This is a genomic window from Synechococcus sp. LTW-R, from assembly GCF_014217875.1.
In the GTDB taxonomy this organism is placed as follows: Bacteria; Cyanobacteriota; Cyanobacteriia; order PCC-6307; family Cyanobiaceae; genus Vulcanococcus.
The window spans coordinates 846894-861954 of the sequence record NZ_CP059060.1 but is presented as its reverse complement, the minus strand read 5'-3'; the positions used below and the strand labels follow the sequence as shown (position 1 = coordinate 861954).

Sequence of the window (15061 nt, the reverse complement as noted above, 5' to 3'; positions counted from 1 at the left end):
TTAAGCACCGCGAATCAGCTGGCGCTCGCAGAGGTCCCGGTAGCGGCCGGGCCGGCTGATCAGCAAATCGTGGTTGCCCTGGTCGACGATCTGGCCGTTCTCGAGCACCAGGATCGAGTCAGCCTCCTGGACGGTGGAGAGGCGGTGGGCGATGACGAGCACCGTGCGGCCCTTCATGGCCTGATCCAGGCCCCGCTGGACGGCTTCCTCGGCTTCGGCATCCAGGGCGCTGGTGGCTTCATCCAGCAGCAGGACGGCCGGGTTGCCCAGCACTGCCCTCGCAATGGCGAGACGCTGGAGCTGGCCGCCGGAGAAGTTGCTGCCCCGCTCCTCGACCCGGGCGTCGTAGCCGCCGGGCAGAGCTTCGATGAAACCGTCGGCATTGGCCAGGCGTGCCGCCGCCTGGATCTGCTCGCGGCTGGCGGGGCGGCCGAAGGCGATCGCCTCGGCGACCGTGCCGGAGAAAACAGCGCTTTGTTGGGGCACCAGGGCGACGGCTGTGCGCAATTCCGCGGCCTTGAGGTCCGCCAGGTTGCGTCCGTCCAGCAGCACCTGGCCGCCCTGGGCGGTGTTGAAGCGCAGCAGCAGCGAGAAGAGGGTGCTCTTGCCGGCTCCGGAGGGACCCACCAAGGCAACGACCTGGCCGGGTTTGACCTGGAGCGAGAGGTCCTTCAGCACCGGTTGCTGGGGGTCGTAGCAAAAGCTGACCTGCTCCAGCAGCAGTTCACCGGCGACCCGTCCCAGGGGTTGGGCGTCGGGGCGATCGGGTTGCTCGACCGCTTCCCGTTCGATTTCCCGCAGGCGCTTCAGCGAGGCCTGGCCCTGCTGGAACTCGTTGAAGTTGGTCGTGAGGTGGCTGATCGGGTCGATCAGCATCAGCAGGGCGGCGACATAGCTGCTGAAGCCCTGGCCATCGAGGTCACCGCTTTGGATCCGGGCGGCACCCATGAGCAGTACCGCGAGGATGCCCGCGGCTTCCAGAAAGCCCACGACCGGGTACTGCAGGGCTAGGAGTTTCTGGGTGCGGTAGCGGGCCCTGCGGTGCAGGTCGATCTCGACCTCAAAGCGCTGCTGCAACCAGGGCTCAGCGGCAAAGGCCCGCACGAGCGGCAGTCCGGAGATGGCCTCCCCCAAGAGGGCTGCGAGTTCGCTGACCTGTTTTTGGCTCTTTTCGGCGGCGCCCATGACCTTGGCGCCAAACAGGCTGACCAGCACGGCCACTAAGGGGGCCAGCAGCAGGGTCCCGATCGAGAGCTTCCAGTCCAGCCAGACCATGTAGCCGAAGACCACTACCAGCTGGAGGACCGACGGAGTGGTGTCCTGGATCGTCTTGTAGATGACCTCGCCAACCCGGTCGGCGTCCTCGGTGAGGCGGTAGGTCAGATCTCCGGCGGAGAGTTTTTCAAGCACTCCGAAATCGAGCCGCTGCAGCCGGGCAAAGAGCCGACGCCGCAGTTCCTGGCTGACCTGCAGGGCTGGCCCGGCCAAAAGGGTGTCCTGGCCGAATTGGGCCACCTTCTGGAGCATGAAGACCGCCAGAGCCAGGCCGATGACCTGGAGCACCCGGTTGAACTCCCCGGCACCGATGGCGGGGATCAATTGACCGGCCAGCCAGGCCAGCAGGGGCCAACAGCCCACAAAGACGAGCATGCAAGCCCCACCCGCGATCAGTGCGGGGCGGTGGGGCTTCAGCAGCGGCAGCAGACGCCGGAAGCCGGCCGATGAGGGTGCGAGCATCGGGGCAAGCTATCAGCGCTTTTTTTGAGCGGTACCCCTTCGGCGGCAGAAGCGATTCGCCTTGATCAATTCCTCAAGTGGCAAGGCCTGGTGTTCACCGGTGGTGAGGCCAAGCAGCGCATCCAGGGGGGAGAAGTTCGGGTTAATGGCTTTCAGGAGACCCAGCGCGGCCGCAAGCTCAAGCCCGGTGACAGGGTGGAGCTGGATGGACAGACCCATGTCGTGGAGAAGCCCCCGGAAGAATCCTGATCTCGCAAGGCTTTAGGTTGGGTGGCTGATCAACCGAAGAACCCAGTGGGCAAGGCTGTCATCGCGGGCAATTGGAAGATGCACATGACCTGCGCTGAAGCGCAGGCCTTTGCGGAAGCCTTCAAGCCCCTGGTGGCCAACCTGCCCAGCGATCGCGAGGTGGTGCTGGCTCCGCCCTTCACCGCCATCGCGACCCTGAGCAGTGCCCTGGCCGGCAGCGGTATTCAGATTTCTGCTCAGAACATCCACTGGCAGGAGAAGGGCGCCTTCACCGGGATGGTCTCCGCCGGGATGCTGCTCGAGCACGGCGTCAGCCACGCCATCGTTGGCCATAGCGAGCCCCGCAAGTACTACAGCGAGACCGACGAGCAGATCAACCTGCGGGCCCGCAGCGCCCAGAAGCACGGGATCATCCCGATCCTGTGTGTGGGTGAGAGTGACTCCCAGCGGGAAGCCGGTGAGGCCGAGAAGGTGATCCGCCGCCAGGTCCAGCAGGGGGTGGATGGTCTCGATCACTCCAAACTGATCGTGGCCTACGAGCCGATCTGGGCGATTGGTACCGGCAAGACCTGTGAAGCCAGTGAGGCCAACCGCATCTGCGGCCTGATCCGCGAGTGGGTCGGCTACCCCGAGGTTGTCGTTCAGTACGGCGGTTCCGTGAACCCCGCCACCATCGATCAACTGATGGCCCAAAGCGATATCGACGGGGTCCTCGTCGGTGGCGCTTCCCTGGATCCAGAAGGATTCGCTCGGATCGCGAACTTCCAGCCCGTCTGATGGGGGGCTCCTGGGGCCAGCGCACCCAGGTGATGGGGGTGATCAATCTCACCCCCGATTCTTTCAGCGATGGGGGGAGGTTCGATCATCCCGATCAAGCGCTGAAACAGGCCCTGCGATTCGCCACCGCTGGCGTGTCCGTACTTGATCTGGGCGCCCAGAGCACGCGACCCAATGCAGAGGATGTCGGATCAGCGGAAGAGCTGCGACGTCTGCTCCCCAGCCTGCGTCTCATTCGTGCGGCCATCGACGCCGAGTCGCTTCCGGCCCTGATCTCGGTCGACACCTATCGCGCCTCCGTCGCGGCAGCAGCCCTCGAAGCCGGTGCGGATTGGATCAATGACATCAGCGGCGGTTGCCGAGATCCCGAGATCCTCAAGGTGGTGGCGGATGTCGGCTGCCCCTACGTCTTGATGCACTCCCGCGGCGATAGCCAGACGATGGATGGCCTCGTTGATTACGGCGCAGCTGGTGTCGTTGCGGGGGTGCTGCGGGAGTTGCGCCTGTCCACGGAAACGGCCTTGGCGGCCGGCATCCGCCAGGACCAGCTGATCTGGGATCCGGGGCTGGGCTTTGCGAAGACCACCGAGCAAAACCTTGAGCTCCTGCGGGGACTCGAACGGCTCAAGGTCGACGGCATCCCGCTGTTGGTGGGGCCGTCCCGGAAACGATTCATCGGTGCTCTTCTGAATGAGCCCCGGCCGAAGGCACGTCTCTGGGGAACCGCGGCGGTGGTGGCGCGCTGCGTCGCGGCTGGTGTCGACGTGGTGCGCGTTCATGACGGGGCGGCCATCGCCCAGGTCACACGGATGGCGGATGCGCTCTGGCGTTAGACCAATAAAAAAGGCCCCCGAAGGGGCATGAGTGGATGTCTTGTTGAAACTCAGCCCTCGCTGACGCCTTCGATCCGGTCTTCGATCTCCTGGTAGATCTCCTGGAGTTGTTCGATGTTCTCGTCGGAGGTCTCCCAGTAGCCCCGGCCATTCACCTCCAGCAGCGTGCCGACGATGCGGCGGAAGCTGTGGGGGTTGAGATCCATTAGACGCTTGCGCATCTCGGGATCGTTGATGAAGGTCTCGTTGGCTTCTTCGTAGACGAAGTTGTCCACGGAACCACTGGTCGCACTCCAGCCCAGGGTGAAGTTCAGGCGCTTGGCGACTTCACGCACACCCTCGTAGCCGGAATCGAGCATGCCCTCGTACCACTTCGGATTGAGCAGCTTGGTGCGTGAATCCAGGCGGATCGTCTCGCTCAAGGAGCGGACCTGGGCGTTTGCCGTGGTGGTGTCGGCGATGTAGCTTGAGGGAGCCTTGCCGTCATCCCGCAGCCCTTGGATCAGCTTGGTGGGGTCACTGTCGAAGTAGTGGCTCACGTCGGTGAGGGAGATCTCCGCTGAATCCAGGTTCTGGAAGGTGACATCGGCGGTCTTCATGACCGACTCGAACATCTCGCGCTTCTGGTTCATCTCGCCGGGGTTGTCGGCGTTGAAGGCGAAGGTCTTGCGGGAGAGGTACATCTCCTGCAGCTCGTTCTCCTCTTCCCAGGTGCTGTTCTCAACCGCCAGGTTGACGTTGGAGCTGTAGCTGCCACTGGCGTTCGAGAACACCCTGGTCGCCGCATCCCGAAGGGAAACGCCTTCCTTCTCGGACTGCTCCTGGGCGTGCTTGCGCACGAAGTTCATCTCCAGGGGCTCATCGGCCTCGGCGGCCATCTTCACGCCCTGGTCAATCAGGGCCATCTGGTTGATGAACAGGTCGCGGAAGACGCCGCTGCAGTTCACCACAACATCGACGCGGGGACGGCCCAGCTCTTCGAGGGGGATCAACTCCAGCTTGTTCACCCGGCCCAGGGAGTCGGGCACCGGACGGGCACCGATGAACCAGAGGATCTGGGCCAGCGATTCGCCGTAGGTCTTGATGTTGTCGGTGCCCCAGAGCACGCAGGCGATGGTCTCGGGCCAGGTGCCCTGTTCCTCGCGCTGACGTTCAATCAGACGGTCCACCACCACCTTGGCGGCGGCCACGGCGGCCCGGGTCGGAATGGCCTGGGGGTCGAGGGCGTGGAGGTTTTTGCCGCTGGGCAGCACGTTGGGGTTCCGGATCGGATCACCGCCGGGGCCGGGGAGGACGTACTCGCCATCGAGGGCCTTCAACAGGCTCTCCATCTCCAAATCCGCGCAAACCTGCTCAAGGCAGAACTGCAGGTAGCCAAAGAGCGTCTCCAGCTCGGCTTGATCGACGTCGGGGAAGCCAGCGGCGTTGCAGGCACTCAGCCAGGGGCTGGGCAGCTTGAAGCCGAAGCGCTCGAGCAGGTCGTAGAACCAACCGAAGTTGCGGCGCAGGGTCACCCGGCCATCGCTGCCGGTGACGGCCTTGACCATGGCGCCGATGGCGGCGCGGGAGGTTTCGGTGATGACGCGGTTGAGCTCCACATCGGCGAGCACGCCCTCGTCGTTGCCCTGGTAGACGTCGGCGATCGTGCGTCCTTTGCTTTCCGCCAGCAGGGCAGGCAGGGAGCGGATGCCCTCTTCCTCGCGCTCAAGAGCAGCGATGTTGACCAACGTGGCAATCGCCTCTTCAGCCGTGGGGGGCTTGCCGATGGTGTGCAGACCGCAGGGCAGCAGGCGGCTCTCGATCTCCATCAGTTGGCGATAGACCGCACCGACGACGCCATCGCGGCCGTCGAGGTCCAGCTCGCTGGCATCGATCTCGGGCAGCTCAACGTCCTTGTCGAGGTTGCACTGGCGTGCGGTTTCGACCACGGCATTGACGATTTGGACGCCGCGGGAGCTCTCACGCAGTTGCTGGTAGGAGCCCACCAGTTCGCCCAGCTCCTTTAGGCCCTTGTAGAGACCGGCGTTCTCAGCCGGAGGGGTCAGGTAGCTGATGGTTTCGGCGTAGCCCCGCCGCTTGGCGATGGTGGCTTCCGATGGGTTGTTGGCGGCGTAGTAGTAGAGGTTCGGCAGGGCGCCGATCAGCGAGTCGGGGTAGCAGGTCTCGCTCATGCCCATCTGCTTACCGGGCATGAACTCCAGGGAGCCGTGGGTGCCGAAGTGCAGCACCGCGTCTGTACCCCAGACCTTCTCGAGATAGGTGTAGTAGGCGGCGAAGCCGTGGTGGGGGCTGGCACTGCGGGAGTACAGCAGCCGCATCGGGTCACCCTCGTAGCCAAAGGTGGGCTGAACGCCGACGAAGACGTTGCCGAAGTGGCGACCGAAGATCAGCAGGTTGGTGCCGTCGCTGTTCAAGTTGCCGGGGGGCTTGCCCCAGTTCTCCTCGAGGCGCTCCGAGTAGGGCGTGAGGCGTTCGTATTCCTCAACGCTCATCCGGTGGGCGATGGCCAGTTCCGGTGCACCCTCGAGGGCCTCTGGGTCCTGGAGGACCGCCTCCATCAGCTCCTTGGAGTTGCGGGGCAGACCGCTGACGTCGTAGCCCTTGGCGCGCATCTCTTCCATCAAGCGGTGGATGGAGCCGAAGACGTCCAGGTAGGCCGCGGTGCCGACGTTGCCCTTGTCGGGGGGGAAGCTGAAGACGGTGATCGCCAGCTTCTTATCGCTGCGAGGCTTGATTCGCAGGGAGGCCCAACGGATGGCCCGTTCCGCAATGGCATCCACCCGGTCCTGCAGGGTGTGGGCTTTACCGGTGGCGTCATCGCGGCCGGACAGCACGATCGGCTCGATTGCGCCGTCGAGCTCGGGGATGGCGATCTGAAGGGCCACCTGAACCGGGTGCAGACCCAGGTCGCTCTCTTCCCACTCCTGGGTGGTTTGGAAGACCAGGGGCAGCGCCACCATGTAGGGGCGATTGAGCTTCTTGAGGACCTCAATTGCCTTGGGGTGGTCCTGGCGAGCGGGGCCGCCGACCAGGGCGAAGCCGGTCAAGGAGACCACGCCATCCACGAGGGGCTGGTCGGGGTTCAGCGGGTCATAGAAGAAGGCATTGACCGGCTTGGTGAAGTCCAGGCCGCCGCAGAAGACGGGGATGACTGTGGCGCCCCGGAACTCCAGTTCCTGGATGACGGCAACGTAGTGGGCCTCATCGCCGGTGACGATGTGGCTGCGCTGAAGCACCAGGCCGATCACGGGGCCCTTGCGTGCTTTGTCGCTCAGGTCTTGGCGACTGGCGTTCCAGTTGAGGTACTCCTTGAGGTCCTCGAACATCGAGGGAGCCAGGGGGTGCCAGATGCCCAGGTCGGGGAAGACCTCGGGATCAGCCACTTGGATCTCGGGACGGTCCTCGCTGTTGCGGGGGAAGACGTACTTGTCCGCCAGCATCAGCAGGAAGTTCCGGAGGTTGTCCGGGGTACCGCCCAGCCAGTACTGGAAGCTGAGCATGAAGGAGCGGGCGTCCTGCGCCTTCTCCACCGGCAGGTACTTCAACACCGTCGGGAGGGTGTTGAGCAGCTTCAACATGGCGTCCTGGAACCCGGCGCCGCCGGCCTCCTTGCGCTTTTTCATGAAGCCGGCGATGGCCGACTTGCTCTGACCGAGCTGGGCCATCGAGAAGCTGCCCAGCTTGTTCAGGCGCATCACCTCCGGCATGGAGGGGAAGACCACAGCCGCCTTCAGTCGGTCGCGGTGGGGAGCCACCGCATCGACGACCTTCTGGGCCAGGTCTTCGATGAAAATCAGCGAGGCGACGAAGACATCGGCCTCAGCGACATCGGCGCAGAAGTCGGCGTAGTTATCAGGGTCTCGAAGCTCTTCGATCAGATACCCGCTCAGATCAATGGCGATCGAGCCATTGGCGTCGTTGAGGGCGGTGGCTGCTTGGGTCAGCGCGTTCTGGTACTGGGGCTCTAGAACCACATAGACCGCTTTCATCACGGCCCGGCCATTCACCTCCGCGGGGCTGACGCGGCGGGAAGCTGAGCGGACCTGCGTGAACATTCGCGCTGATTGAGCAATGTGAAGGAGCCTACGAAGGACTGCGCTGGCTGCGCGAGGGTCTTTCGTTGCTGTAACAGGAGCTCTCGGGGGGTTCCTCGACCCCGGAAGGCGTGGTATTGGCGCGACATAGGCTCGAGCCACCGTCCCCTTCTCCCGATGACTCAGGCCCCCGCCAGCAAGCCCCTCTCCGTTGTGGTGGCTGGCGCCTTGGGCCGGATGGGTGCCGAGGTGATCAAAACCGTTGTCGCCGCCGCCGATTGCCAGCTGGTGGGCGCGGTCGACACCACCCCCGATAAGGAAGGCGCGGATGTGGGTCTGGAGCTCGGCCTTGGGGAGTTGGAGGTGGCGATCACCGCTGACTTCGAGGGCACCCTCTGCCAGGCCAGCCAGGCTGTGCGCAATGACGGACCAGGCCAGGGCGCGGTTCTCGTGGATTTCACCCATCCGTCGGTGGTCTACGAGCACACCCGTGCCGCCATCGCCTACGGGGTCCATCCGGTGATCGGCACCACTGGCCTGAGCCCCGAACAACTCAGTGAGCTAGCCGCATTTGCTGCCAAGGCGTCCGTGGGCGGTGCCGTGATTCCGAACTTCTCCGTTGGGATGGTTCTCCTGCAGCAGGCCGCTGCGGCGGCGGCCCGCTTCTATGACTTCGCCGAGCTGAGCGAGCTGCACCACAACCGCAAGGCCGATGCCCCGAGCGGCACTTGCATCAAGACGGCCGAGTTGATGGAGGACCTGGGCAAGTCGTTCAATCCGCTGCAGGTGGAGGAGCACGAAACCCTGGCGGGTTGCCGGGGCGGACAGCGGGAGAGCGGTCTGCGGCTGCACTCCATCCGCCTTCCCGGTCTGGTGGCCCATCAAGAGGTGATGTTTGGTGCCCCGGGCGAGACCTATACCCTTCGCCACGACACGATCGATCGCTCGGCCTACATGCCCGGCGTGTTGCTGACGGCCCGCAAGGTGCGTCAGTTGGAGGGCCTGGTTTACGGCCTGGAGCGCTTGCTCTAATCCCCTCTGCAGCAGACACTGGCGCCATGCTCATCCCGCTTCGCCCCGGAGAGCTGCCGCGTCTGATCCCCGCGGTGGCCACTGGCCCTCAGTTCAACTTCTGCAGCGGCAACCCCCAGAAGGTGCTGCAGCGGGTTTTCATCTCGGTCATCGGCGGCGTGATCAGCCTGTTGATCAGCCAGGGGGTGGCCATCAACAGCCAGGCCTCCCCCATCCTGCTGATGGTCGGGGTGGTGTTCCTTCTGTATGTGCTCTGGGGGCCGATCGTCGAGGCCAGCCGCAAGAATGCGACCCTTCGCCGTTACCCCGCGGCCGCGATCTTTGAGGGGGAAGTGGCCGACCTCTACACGAAGGAACTGGTGGAGGGTCGCCAGGAGACCACCGACAAGCAGGGGCGCCTGGAGACCGTCGAGAACCGCCGCACCTGGCTCTGCTTGGAGCTAGAGGACGAAGACGGCTACCTCGGCAGTGTTCGGTTTCCCTACAACAAAAAGCACAAGCAGATCCGCCGGGGTGCGGTCGTGCGTTGCCTGGTGCTGAGTGAGCGCAAGGACTTCTCCCGGGTCGGGGCCCTCAGTGATGCTTGGTTGCCCCAGATGAAGCTGTGGGTGGGTGAGTACCCGTTCTTGCTCCGCCCGGCCTTCGAGGAGCTCTGCCTCAAGCGGCTTCGCTAAGGGCTTGTTACATCGCGCAATATTGCGTTACAATTGCGTCAAGTTCCGTAGCGACGCGTGATGACCCAAGCCAATCCTTCCGCCCCTGCAGTGATCCGCGGCGCCACCGTCACCGAAGAGGACGGCGGCCGCCTCAACGCCTTCGCCACCGAGCCCCGCATGGAAGTGGTGGACGCCGAGAGCGGCTGGGGTTTCCATGACCGCGCTGAAAAGCTGAACGGCCGCATGGCCATGCTCGGCTTCATAGCCCTGCTCGCCACCGAGCTGGCACTGGGCGGTGAGTCCTTCACCCACGGCCTGCTGGGTCTCGGCTGAATTCCCTCTCTCGTTTGACGAAGGCCGCAGCACAGAATCGTGTTGCGGTTTTTTTGTGCCGTTCGTTCCGTGCCCCTGAGACAGCCCTCCAGCCTGCGCGCTCGGGTGAATGGCGCCGGACCCACCGGAGCGCTCTCGGCTTTGGCGCTGGTGGAAGCCGGCTGGCAGGTGGAGCTCTGCGATCCCCTCGATGCCGCTGCCCTGCAGGCGCGCAACCGGGCCTATGCCTTGACCCATTCCAGCCGGGAGCTGTTGCTGCGGCTGGGGCTTTGGCAGGCCCTCACTCCAGCCCTCGCCCCGTTTCGGCGGCTGGAGCTCTGCGACCGGGCCACCCACCTGCAGGTGCCCTTTACGAGCGCCGACCTGGCCTGGCTGGGGGAGGGCGATCAACCGGTGGGGTGGATCCTGCAGCACCGGGAATTGATGCGCGTTCTGCTTGAGGCCGTCCGCCAGCAGGGAGCCATTGCGGAGAGCCTGGGCACCCCGCCGCTGCCCCCCTCCGCCGGCGTTGATCTCGTGGTAGCGGCCGATGGTCACCGTTCGGCTACCCGCCAGGCGGCCCGCATACGGCAATGGGGCTGGCCCTACCGCCAGGGTTGTCTGACGGTGCAGGTGCGCCTGCGGGGCTCGGCCCCGGACCAGGCCTGGGAGCTGTTTCGCCCAGAAGGCCCCTTTGCGGTCCTGCCCCTGGGGGGTGATGCCTTCCAATTGGTCTGGAGTGCGCCGCTGCAGCGCCTGCGCCAGTTGGAGCAGCTCGATGGTGTCGCTTTCCTTGATGCCCTCAGCGCCGCCTTGCCCGAAGAGCTCCAGGCGGAAGTGCTCCTGGATCAGCCCCGGGCCTTTCCGGTGGCCCTGGAGTGGGCTTGGCCCCTGGCCCGTCGTGGCACGATCGTCGTCGGTGAGGTGGCCCACCGCTGCCATCCCGTTGGCGGCCAAGGCCTGAACCTCTGCTGGCGCGACGTCGATCAGCTCCACCGTCTGGCCCGGCGGTGCGGTGACGGGCGTCTGCGGCCTCGATCCTTAGCGAGGGCCTACGGGCGTGCCCGTGTGCTCGATATCGCGTTGGTGCTGCTGGCCACCGATGCTCTGGTGCGCCTCTTCTCCAACCGTTTCGCCCCACTCCTGCTGGTGCGACGCTTGGCCCTGCAGGCCCTGGGGCGTTGGGGCTGGATGCGTCAGCTCAGTCTGCGGGCGATGAGCGACGGACCTTGCCGCCTCTGGCGGAGCTAAGCAGGATGGCGGCATGGTGATTTGCACCTCGCCGCAACCCCCTCCCCATCCCGAGCTGCTGCGCTTCCTCCGCAGCACGCTTGGGCTGAGCGAGAACGCATTGGGCTTGGGCCTTAAGCAGTCCCAACTCGAGCAGGCCCCCCTTCCGGTGGTGCTCTGGCGCTTTGGCCTGATCAGCCTCGATCAGCTTGATCAGGTCCTGCAGTGGCAGGACCTGCACCTGTAGTGCCTCAGTAGACGATCAAGGAGTCCACGGGGACCCCGGCGGGGAGCTTGCTCTTTCCGCCCAGATCCGCCAGTTCCACGACGAAGGCAAATCCCACCAGCTCGCCGCCTACCTGCTGAACCAGCTGGGCGCACGCCGCGGCGGTGCCGCCGGTGGCCAGCAGGTCGTCGACGACCAGCACCCGGGGATTGTTCTCGAAGCCATCGGGCACGATCTCGAGTCGGTCGGTGCCGTACTCAAGGCTGTAGTCGACGCCGATGACTTCGCCGGGCAACTTGCCGGGTTTGCGCACCGGGCTGAAGCCGATCGTTTTGGCGGTGGCCAGGGCGGTGCCAACGATGAAGCCCCGTGATTCGATGCCGACGATCAGGTCGGGCTTCAACCGATCACAGACCTCTCCGAGCTGATGCATGACCTCCTGCCAGGCATCCGGTTGGCGCATCAGCGGAATGATGTCGCGAAAGAGGATCCCGGGTTGCGGGAAATCGGGGATTTCCCGGACCAGCTGACGCAGGTTGATAGAGGTCATGGTCGACGAATCAGCGCCAGTGCTGGCAGTATCGCAGCCATGGCCGAAGCCCCAGCGAGCGTGCAAACCCCCTTGTCCCGCCGCGGCATTGAGCGCCTGGATTTGATGCTCCTCTGCGCCGAGGCCCTGGACCTCAACGGCGGGGAGGCGATGGTTTGGCTGAGCGAGGAGATGGGCTTTACCGATCTCTTCCCGAACCGGGTGGAGCTCTGGAAGCGCCGCTGCAGCAACCCCCTGCGCCGCAACACCCGCCGGGCGTCCCTCAAGCCTGAGGAGACGGATGCGTTGATTCGCATCCTGACGGCACTCTCGGAGCGCCTCTATCCGATGTTGCGCACGCTGCTCTCCTCAGCCGAGCCCCCTGATCTGAATGCGCAGCGCTGGGAGTTGTTTCGCTCGCGCCTGCGGGAGCTGGTGCTGGAGCGCCTCAACCCCCGGCGCGGTGGCGTCCAGCGTCTGCTGGATCCCGAGCAGGGACCTGCCCTGAGCCGCGAGCTGGTGCAGGCGATGGCGCTCTGCGCCGGTGAGGGCGGCTTCGAGCGCCTGCGGGCCAGTCTTCTTGATGCGGCTGTTTGATCACTGAGATGAAACTCACCACGCGCTACGAACAAACCAGCTGCCGCTTGATCGTCGAGGGTCTGCCGGATCTCTCCGCCGGGCAGGACGCGAGCACGATCGGCATCTTGACCGGCTTCACGATGGGGCTGGCCGGTCAGACCGAACTCGAGGGCAAGCGGGAACACCTCCAGGCGCTGCTGAGCGCTGTCATTCCCTATGCCCGCCATCTTCTGAGTGGTGTGCCCAAGTCCTTTGGTGCTGCGGATGCGCCGGTGGCGATTGCCCCAGGTGAGGCAGGCCACCAGCTGGAGTTGCGCAGCAGCCAGCCGAATACGCCGCCCTTGACCTTGCGTCTGGATGACGCCGAGCTTTCGGACTTGGTGCGTTGCCTCGATCAGCTGCGCTTGGACCCCCGCCTGGCGCTTCCGTTTGAGACGCCGTCGCTGCAGCCCTTGGCGCGCAAGGAGCTGCGCCACCGTCAGCCCTTGCTCCGCCGGCTTGCGGCTCCGGTGGCCGGCGTGGCGGCTCTTGCGATCAGTGCCGCCTTGATTGCGATGCTGCCGACGCCGAAGCCGGCAGCCCAGACTGCCCCCGAGCTGGCGCCCCCGGCGAAGGACGGTTGACGTCCGTTTGAATCACCCCACACTTGCTGTATTGCGATGAGCGCATTGAGCTGGTCGGAATTGCGTCGTCGTGTCACCCGTCTGGGCGCCTGCCTGGATGTGGTCGTTCGCAGCGATCCGGAAGTGTGCGGTCTGAGCGGTCCTGACTTCCATCTCTCGTTGCACCACGGCGGTCAGGGGGATTGCACCGTGGGCGACCTCAGCCTGGTGGATTGCCCCAATGAGCTGGTTTTGATCGAATTTGAGCGCTGGATGCTCGGCGCTGGACACCAGTTGGAGTCATGACACGGCAGCGGCGTCTGCGGGTGGTGGGGAGCGCCTCGGGAGCGGCTGAGCGCCAGCGTCCTGTCTTCCGCAAGCGCAAAGCCAAGCGCCGCCCTCGGCTGATCTTGGAGGCGGTTTTGATGATGGCCGGCGGGGTCGGCCTGCTGGTGCTGCTGCTCCAGCTGCCTCAGCTGATTGATCTCGACAGCCTGCTCCTGGTGAGCACCGCCTTGGCGCATCTGATCGGCGGGCTCTCCCAACTGTTGATGGGGATCCTCCAGTTGCTGGGGGTGCTGCTTCTTGGTGGTCTCGCCCTGTTGGCACTGCTCTGTTTGTTGGGGGGACTGGTGCGTTTCGTGCGCGCCGTGGTGGCCCCAGCCCCCAAATCAGTCAAGGCAAAACGTCGCCGCTAGTCGGCGTTCTCAGCATCCTGTGGGAAGCGTTCCACCGCGCTTCTCCATGGCGACCCGTCGGTTGTGGCCCATCGCGTTGCTCCTGCTTGGGGCCTTCACGCCAGCGGCGGCCCTGGCCTGTAGCCGTGTGCTCTCCAACAGCAACGGTCAGTCGGCTGTTGTCGGGCGCACGATGGATCTCTATCTCGATGACCGGGCGGCTCTGGTGCTGCGGCCCCGCGGCCTGGAGGCCGGTGGTCTGGTGAGCACGAGCGTTCCGAATGCCAGGCGCTGGCGCGTCAAGCACGGCAGCGTCGGGGTGATGAGTGTGGGAACCGTCCTCGCCGATGGCCTGAATGAACGGGGCCTGAACGTCAACCTGCTCTACCTCTCCGGCAGTGACTACGGCTCCGCCAGCAGCGGTAAGCCGGTCCTCTCCAACCTGCGGATGGCGGAGTTTGTGCTCGACAACTTCGCGACGGTTGAGGAGGCGATTGCCGGCTTGGCACAGGTTCAGATCGTCTCCGATCAAATCCTGGATCGCAATTGGGGCTTGCATCTTTCGATGGCGGATCGCCGTGGACGCTCTGCGGTGGTCGAGTTCATCGGCGGCCGGATGGTGGTGCATCAGGGGAATCAGACCCGGGTGATGACGAACGAGCCACCGCTGGCCTGGCAGCTGCAGAACCTCAAGCGCTACCGGCCCTTTGGTGGAACGCTGCCGCTCCCCGGTGATGTCGATCCCGCCTCCCGTTTTGTGCGCGCCTCGACCTTCCTCAGCACCCTGCCCAAGGCCTCAACGCCCGACGAGGCGGAGGCGAATCTCTACGGGGTGATGAAAAACGTCGCCGTACCGGCGGGCGCCGAGGATTATTCCGGCGGTCAGGCGGAGGACAGCTGGCAGACCCTGTGGACCGTGATCGCGAACCTCGATCAGGGCAGCTACGCCTTTCAGCTGGCCCGCAATCCCTATCCGATCTGGGTGGAGCTGAGCCGCTTGCGCTTCAGCGGCGGTGGGCCGATGCGCCGCCTTGACGTTCAGTCCCCGGCGCTGACCGGCGACGTCTCGGATCTGCTGAATCGCTCTTGATCTAGCCGCCGTGGAGCTGCTGGAACCAGAAGCCGGCCAGCTGCCAGGAGCTCCAGAGGAAGATCCCGAGGAACAGCCAGTTCAACCAAGGCGGACGCTTGTCGTTTTCAAACACGGTTGCTCGTGGCGCCTCGGGGCATCATCGCCCCTGAATCCACTGCAGCACTAAGCCGTGGGCCGCAGGGCCAGGAACGGTAATGACGGCTAGGGTCTCGACTCCCCGCTGGTAGTCGTAGCGGCAAAAGCCCTGACCGGTGCCAGAGCAGGCACTCAGGCTTTGAAGGCGATTTCCGGCCAACTGCCGATCCATGGGCTCCGGAGCCAGGTCCTTGGCGGGTTCCCAGCCCTGGGTGCGCAGGCTGGCGTCGGCCTGCTCGATCGGCTGCTGCGGCACCAGGGTTACCTCCTGGGCCGCGCTGACCCCCGTCGTCCCACTGAGCAGAGCCAGCAGGACGAGCACGCGACTGGGGAATGGAGCGGCTGCCATGGAAGCGGCCG

General features: G+C 65.0%; 17 protein-coding genes. 13 read left to right on the top strand and 4 right to left on the bottom strand.

The features are described from left to right. A complete protein-coding gene (locus H0O22_RS04890; protein ID WP_185187861.1) occupies window positions 1-1737 on the bottom strand; it encodes an ABC transporter ATP-binding protein in 1737 nt (578 codons plus the stop codon). Window positions 1738-1791: 54 nt separating this feature from the next. On the opposite strand from H0O22_RS04890, the gene H0O22_RS04885 reads away from it, so the two are divergent. From H0O22_RS04885 to folP, 3 genes are all read left to right on the top strand, one after another. Then, window positions 1792-1986 (top strand): RNA-binding S4 domain-containing protein, encoded by a 195-nt coding sequence (locus tag H0O22_RS04885; protein ID WP_185188312.1) that lies wholly within the window; start codon window positions 1792-1794, stop codon window positions 1984-1986. An 84-nt stretch (window positions 1987-2070) separates the two neighbouring features. Further along, the gene (gene tpiA / locus H0O22_RS04880) at window positions 2071-2763 is read left to right on the top strand and encodes a triose-phosphate isomerase (protein ID WP_255439557.1); all 693 of its coding nucleotides are present in this window, start codon (window positions 2071-2073) and stop codon (window positions 2761-2763) included. Continuing rightward, window positions 2763-3596 (top strand): dihydropteroate synthase, encoded by an 834-nt coding sequence (folP, locus tag H0O22_RS04875; protein ID WP_185187860.1) that lies wholly within the window; start codon window positions 2763-2765, stop codon window positions 3594-3596. The genes tpiA and folP overlap by 1 nt, the downstream gene beginning before the upstream one ends. Window positions 3597-3646: 50 nt before the next feature. Here the strand turns inward: folP and H0O22_RS04870 are convergent, their stop codons facing one another. Further along, on the bottom strand, window positions 3647-7651 hold the full coding sequence (locus H0O22_RS04870; protein ID WP_185187859.1) for a magnesium chelatase subunit H: 4005 nt from the start codon (window positions 7649-7651) through the stop codon (window positions 3647-3649). A gap of 156 nt (window positions 7652-7807) precedes the next feature. Between H0O22_RS04870 and dapB the strand changes: the two genes are divergently transcribed. The 5 genes from dapB (at window position 7808) to H0O22_RS04845 (ending at window position 11107) form a co-directional block, all read left to right on the top strand. Continuing rightward, window positions 7808-8662, top strand: coding sequence for a 4-hydroxy-tetrahydrodipicolinate reductase (dapB, locus tag H0O22_RS04865; RefSeq protein ID WP_185187858.1), 855 nt, complete (start codon window positions 7808-7810; stop codon window positions 8660-8662). Window positions 8663-8688: 26 nt separating this feature from the next. Then, window positions 8689-9336, top strand: coding sequence for a hypothetical protein (locus tag H0O22_RS04860; RefSeq protein WP_185187857.1), 648 nt, complete (start codon window positions 8689-8691; stop codon window positions 9334-9336). A 60-nt stretch (window positions 9337-9396) separates the two neighbouring features. Beyond that, a complete protein-coding gene (locus tag H0O22_RS04855; protein WP_185187856.1) occupies window positions 9397-9651 on the top strand; it encodes a high light inducible protein in 255 nt (84 codons plus the stop codon). Window positions 9652-9720: 69 nt separating this feature from the next. Beyond that, window positions 9721-10881: an FAD-dependent monooxygenase gene (locus tag H0O22_RS04850; protein ID WP_255439479.1), complete on the top strand. Its 1161-nt coding sequence runs from the start codon at window positions 9721-9723 to the stop codon at window positions 10879-10881. Between the two features lie 13 nt (window positions 10882-10894). After that, a complete protein-coding gene (locus H0O22_RS04845; protein WP_185187854.1) occupies window positions 10895-11107 on the top strand; it encodes a DUF2949 domain-containing protein in 213 nt (70 codons plus the stop codon). Between the two features lie 4 nt (window positions 11108-11111). Here the strand turns inward: H0O22_RS04845 and H0O22_RS04840 are convergent, their stop codons facing one another. Then, window positions 11112-11636 (bottom strand): adenine phosphoribosyltransferase, encoded by a 525-nt coding sequence (locus H0O22_RS04840; protein WP_185187853.1) that lies wholly within the window; start codon window positions 11634-11636, stop codon window positions 11112-11114. Between the two features lie 39 nt (window positions 11637-11675). On the opposite strand from H0O22_RS04840, the gene H0O22_RS04835 reads away from it, so the two are divergent. From H0O22_RS04835 to H0O22_RS04815, 5 genes are read left to right on the top strand one after another with little or no spacing between them, the layout of a single operon-like run. Next, window positions 11676-12212, top strand: a complete 537-nt coding sequence (locus H0O22_RS04835) for a DUF3038 domain-containing protein (protein ID WP_185187852.1) — start codon at window positions 11676-11678, stop codon at window positions 12210-12212. Between the two features lie 8 nt (window positions 12213-12220). Further along, complete coding sequence (locus H0O22_RS04830; RefSeq protein WP_185187851.1) at window positions 12221-12817, top strand: DUF4335 domain-containing protein; 597 nt, start codon at window positions 12221-12223, stop codon at window positions 12815-12817. 36 nt (window positions 12818-12853) lie between these two features. After that, a complete protein-coding gene (locus H0O22_RS04825; RefSeq protein ID WP_185187850.1) occupies window positions 12854-13102 on the top strand; it encodes a hypothetical protein in 249 nt (82 codons plus the stop codon). Continuing rightward, a complete protein-coding gene (locus tag H0O22_RS04820) occupies window positions 13099-13494 on the top strand; it encodes a hypothetical protein (protein WP_185187849.1) in 396 nt (131 codons plus the stop codon). The genes H0O22_RS04825 and H0O22_RS04820 overlap by 4 nt, the downstream gene beginning before the upstream one ends. Window positions 13495-13540: 46 nt before the next feature. After that, the gene (locus H0O22_RS04815; RefSeq protein WP_185187848.1) at window positions 13541-14563 is read left to right on the top strand and encodes a linear amide C-N hydrolase; all 1023 of its coding nucleotides are present in this window, start codon (window positions 13541-13543) and stop codon (window positions 14561-14563) included. A gap of 139 nt (window positions 14564-14702) precedes the next feature. On the opposite strand, the gene H0O22_RS04810 is transcribed toward H0O22_RS04815, so the two are convergent. Then, a complete protein-coding gene (locus H0O22_RS04810; RefSeq protein ID WP_185187847.1) occupies window positions 14703-15050 on the bottom strand; it encodes a hypothetical protein in 348 nt (115 codons plus the stop codon). Window positions 15051-15061 lie beyond the last annotated feature (11 nt).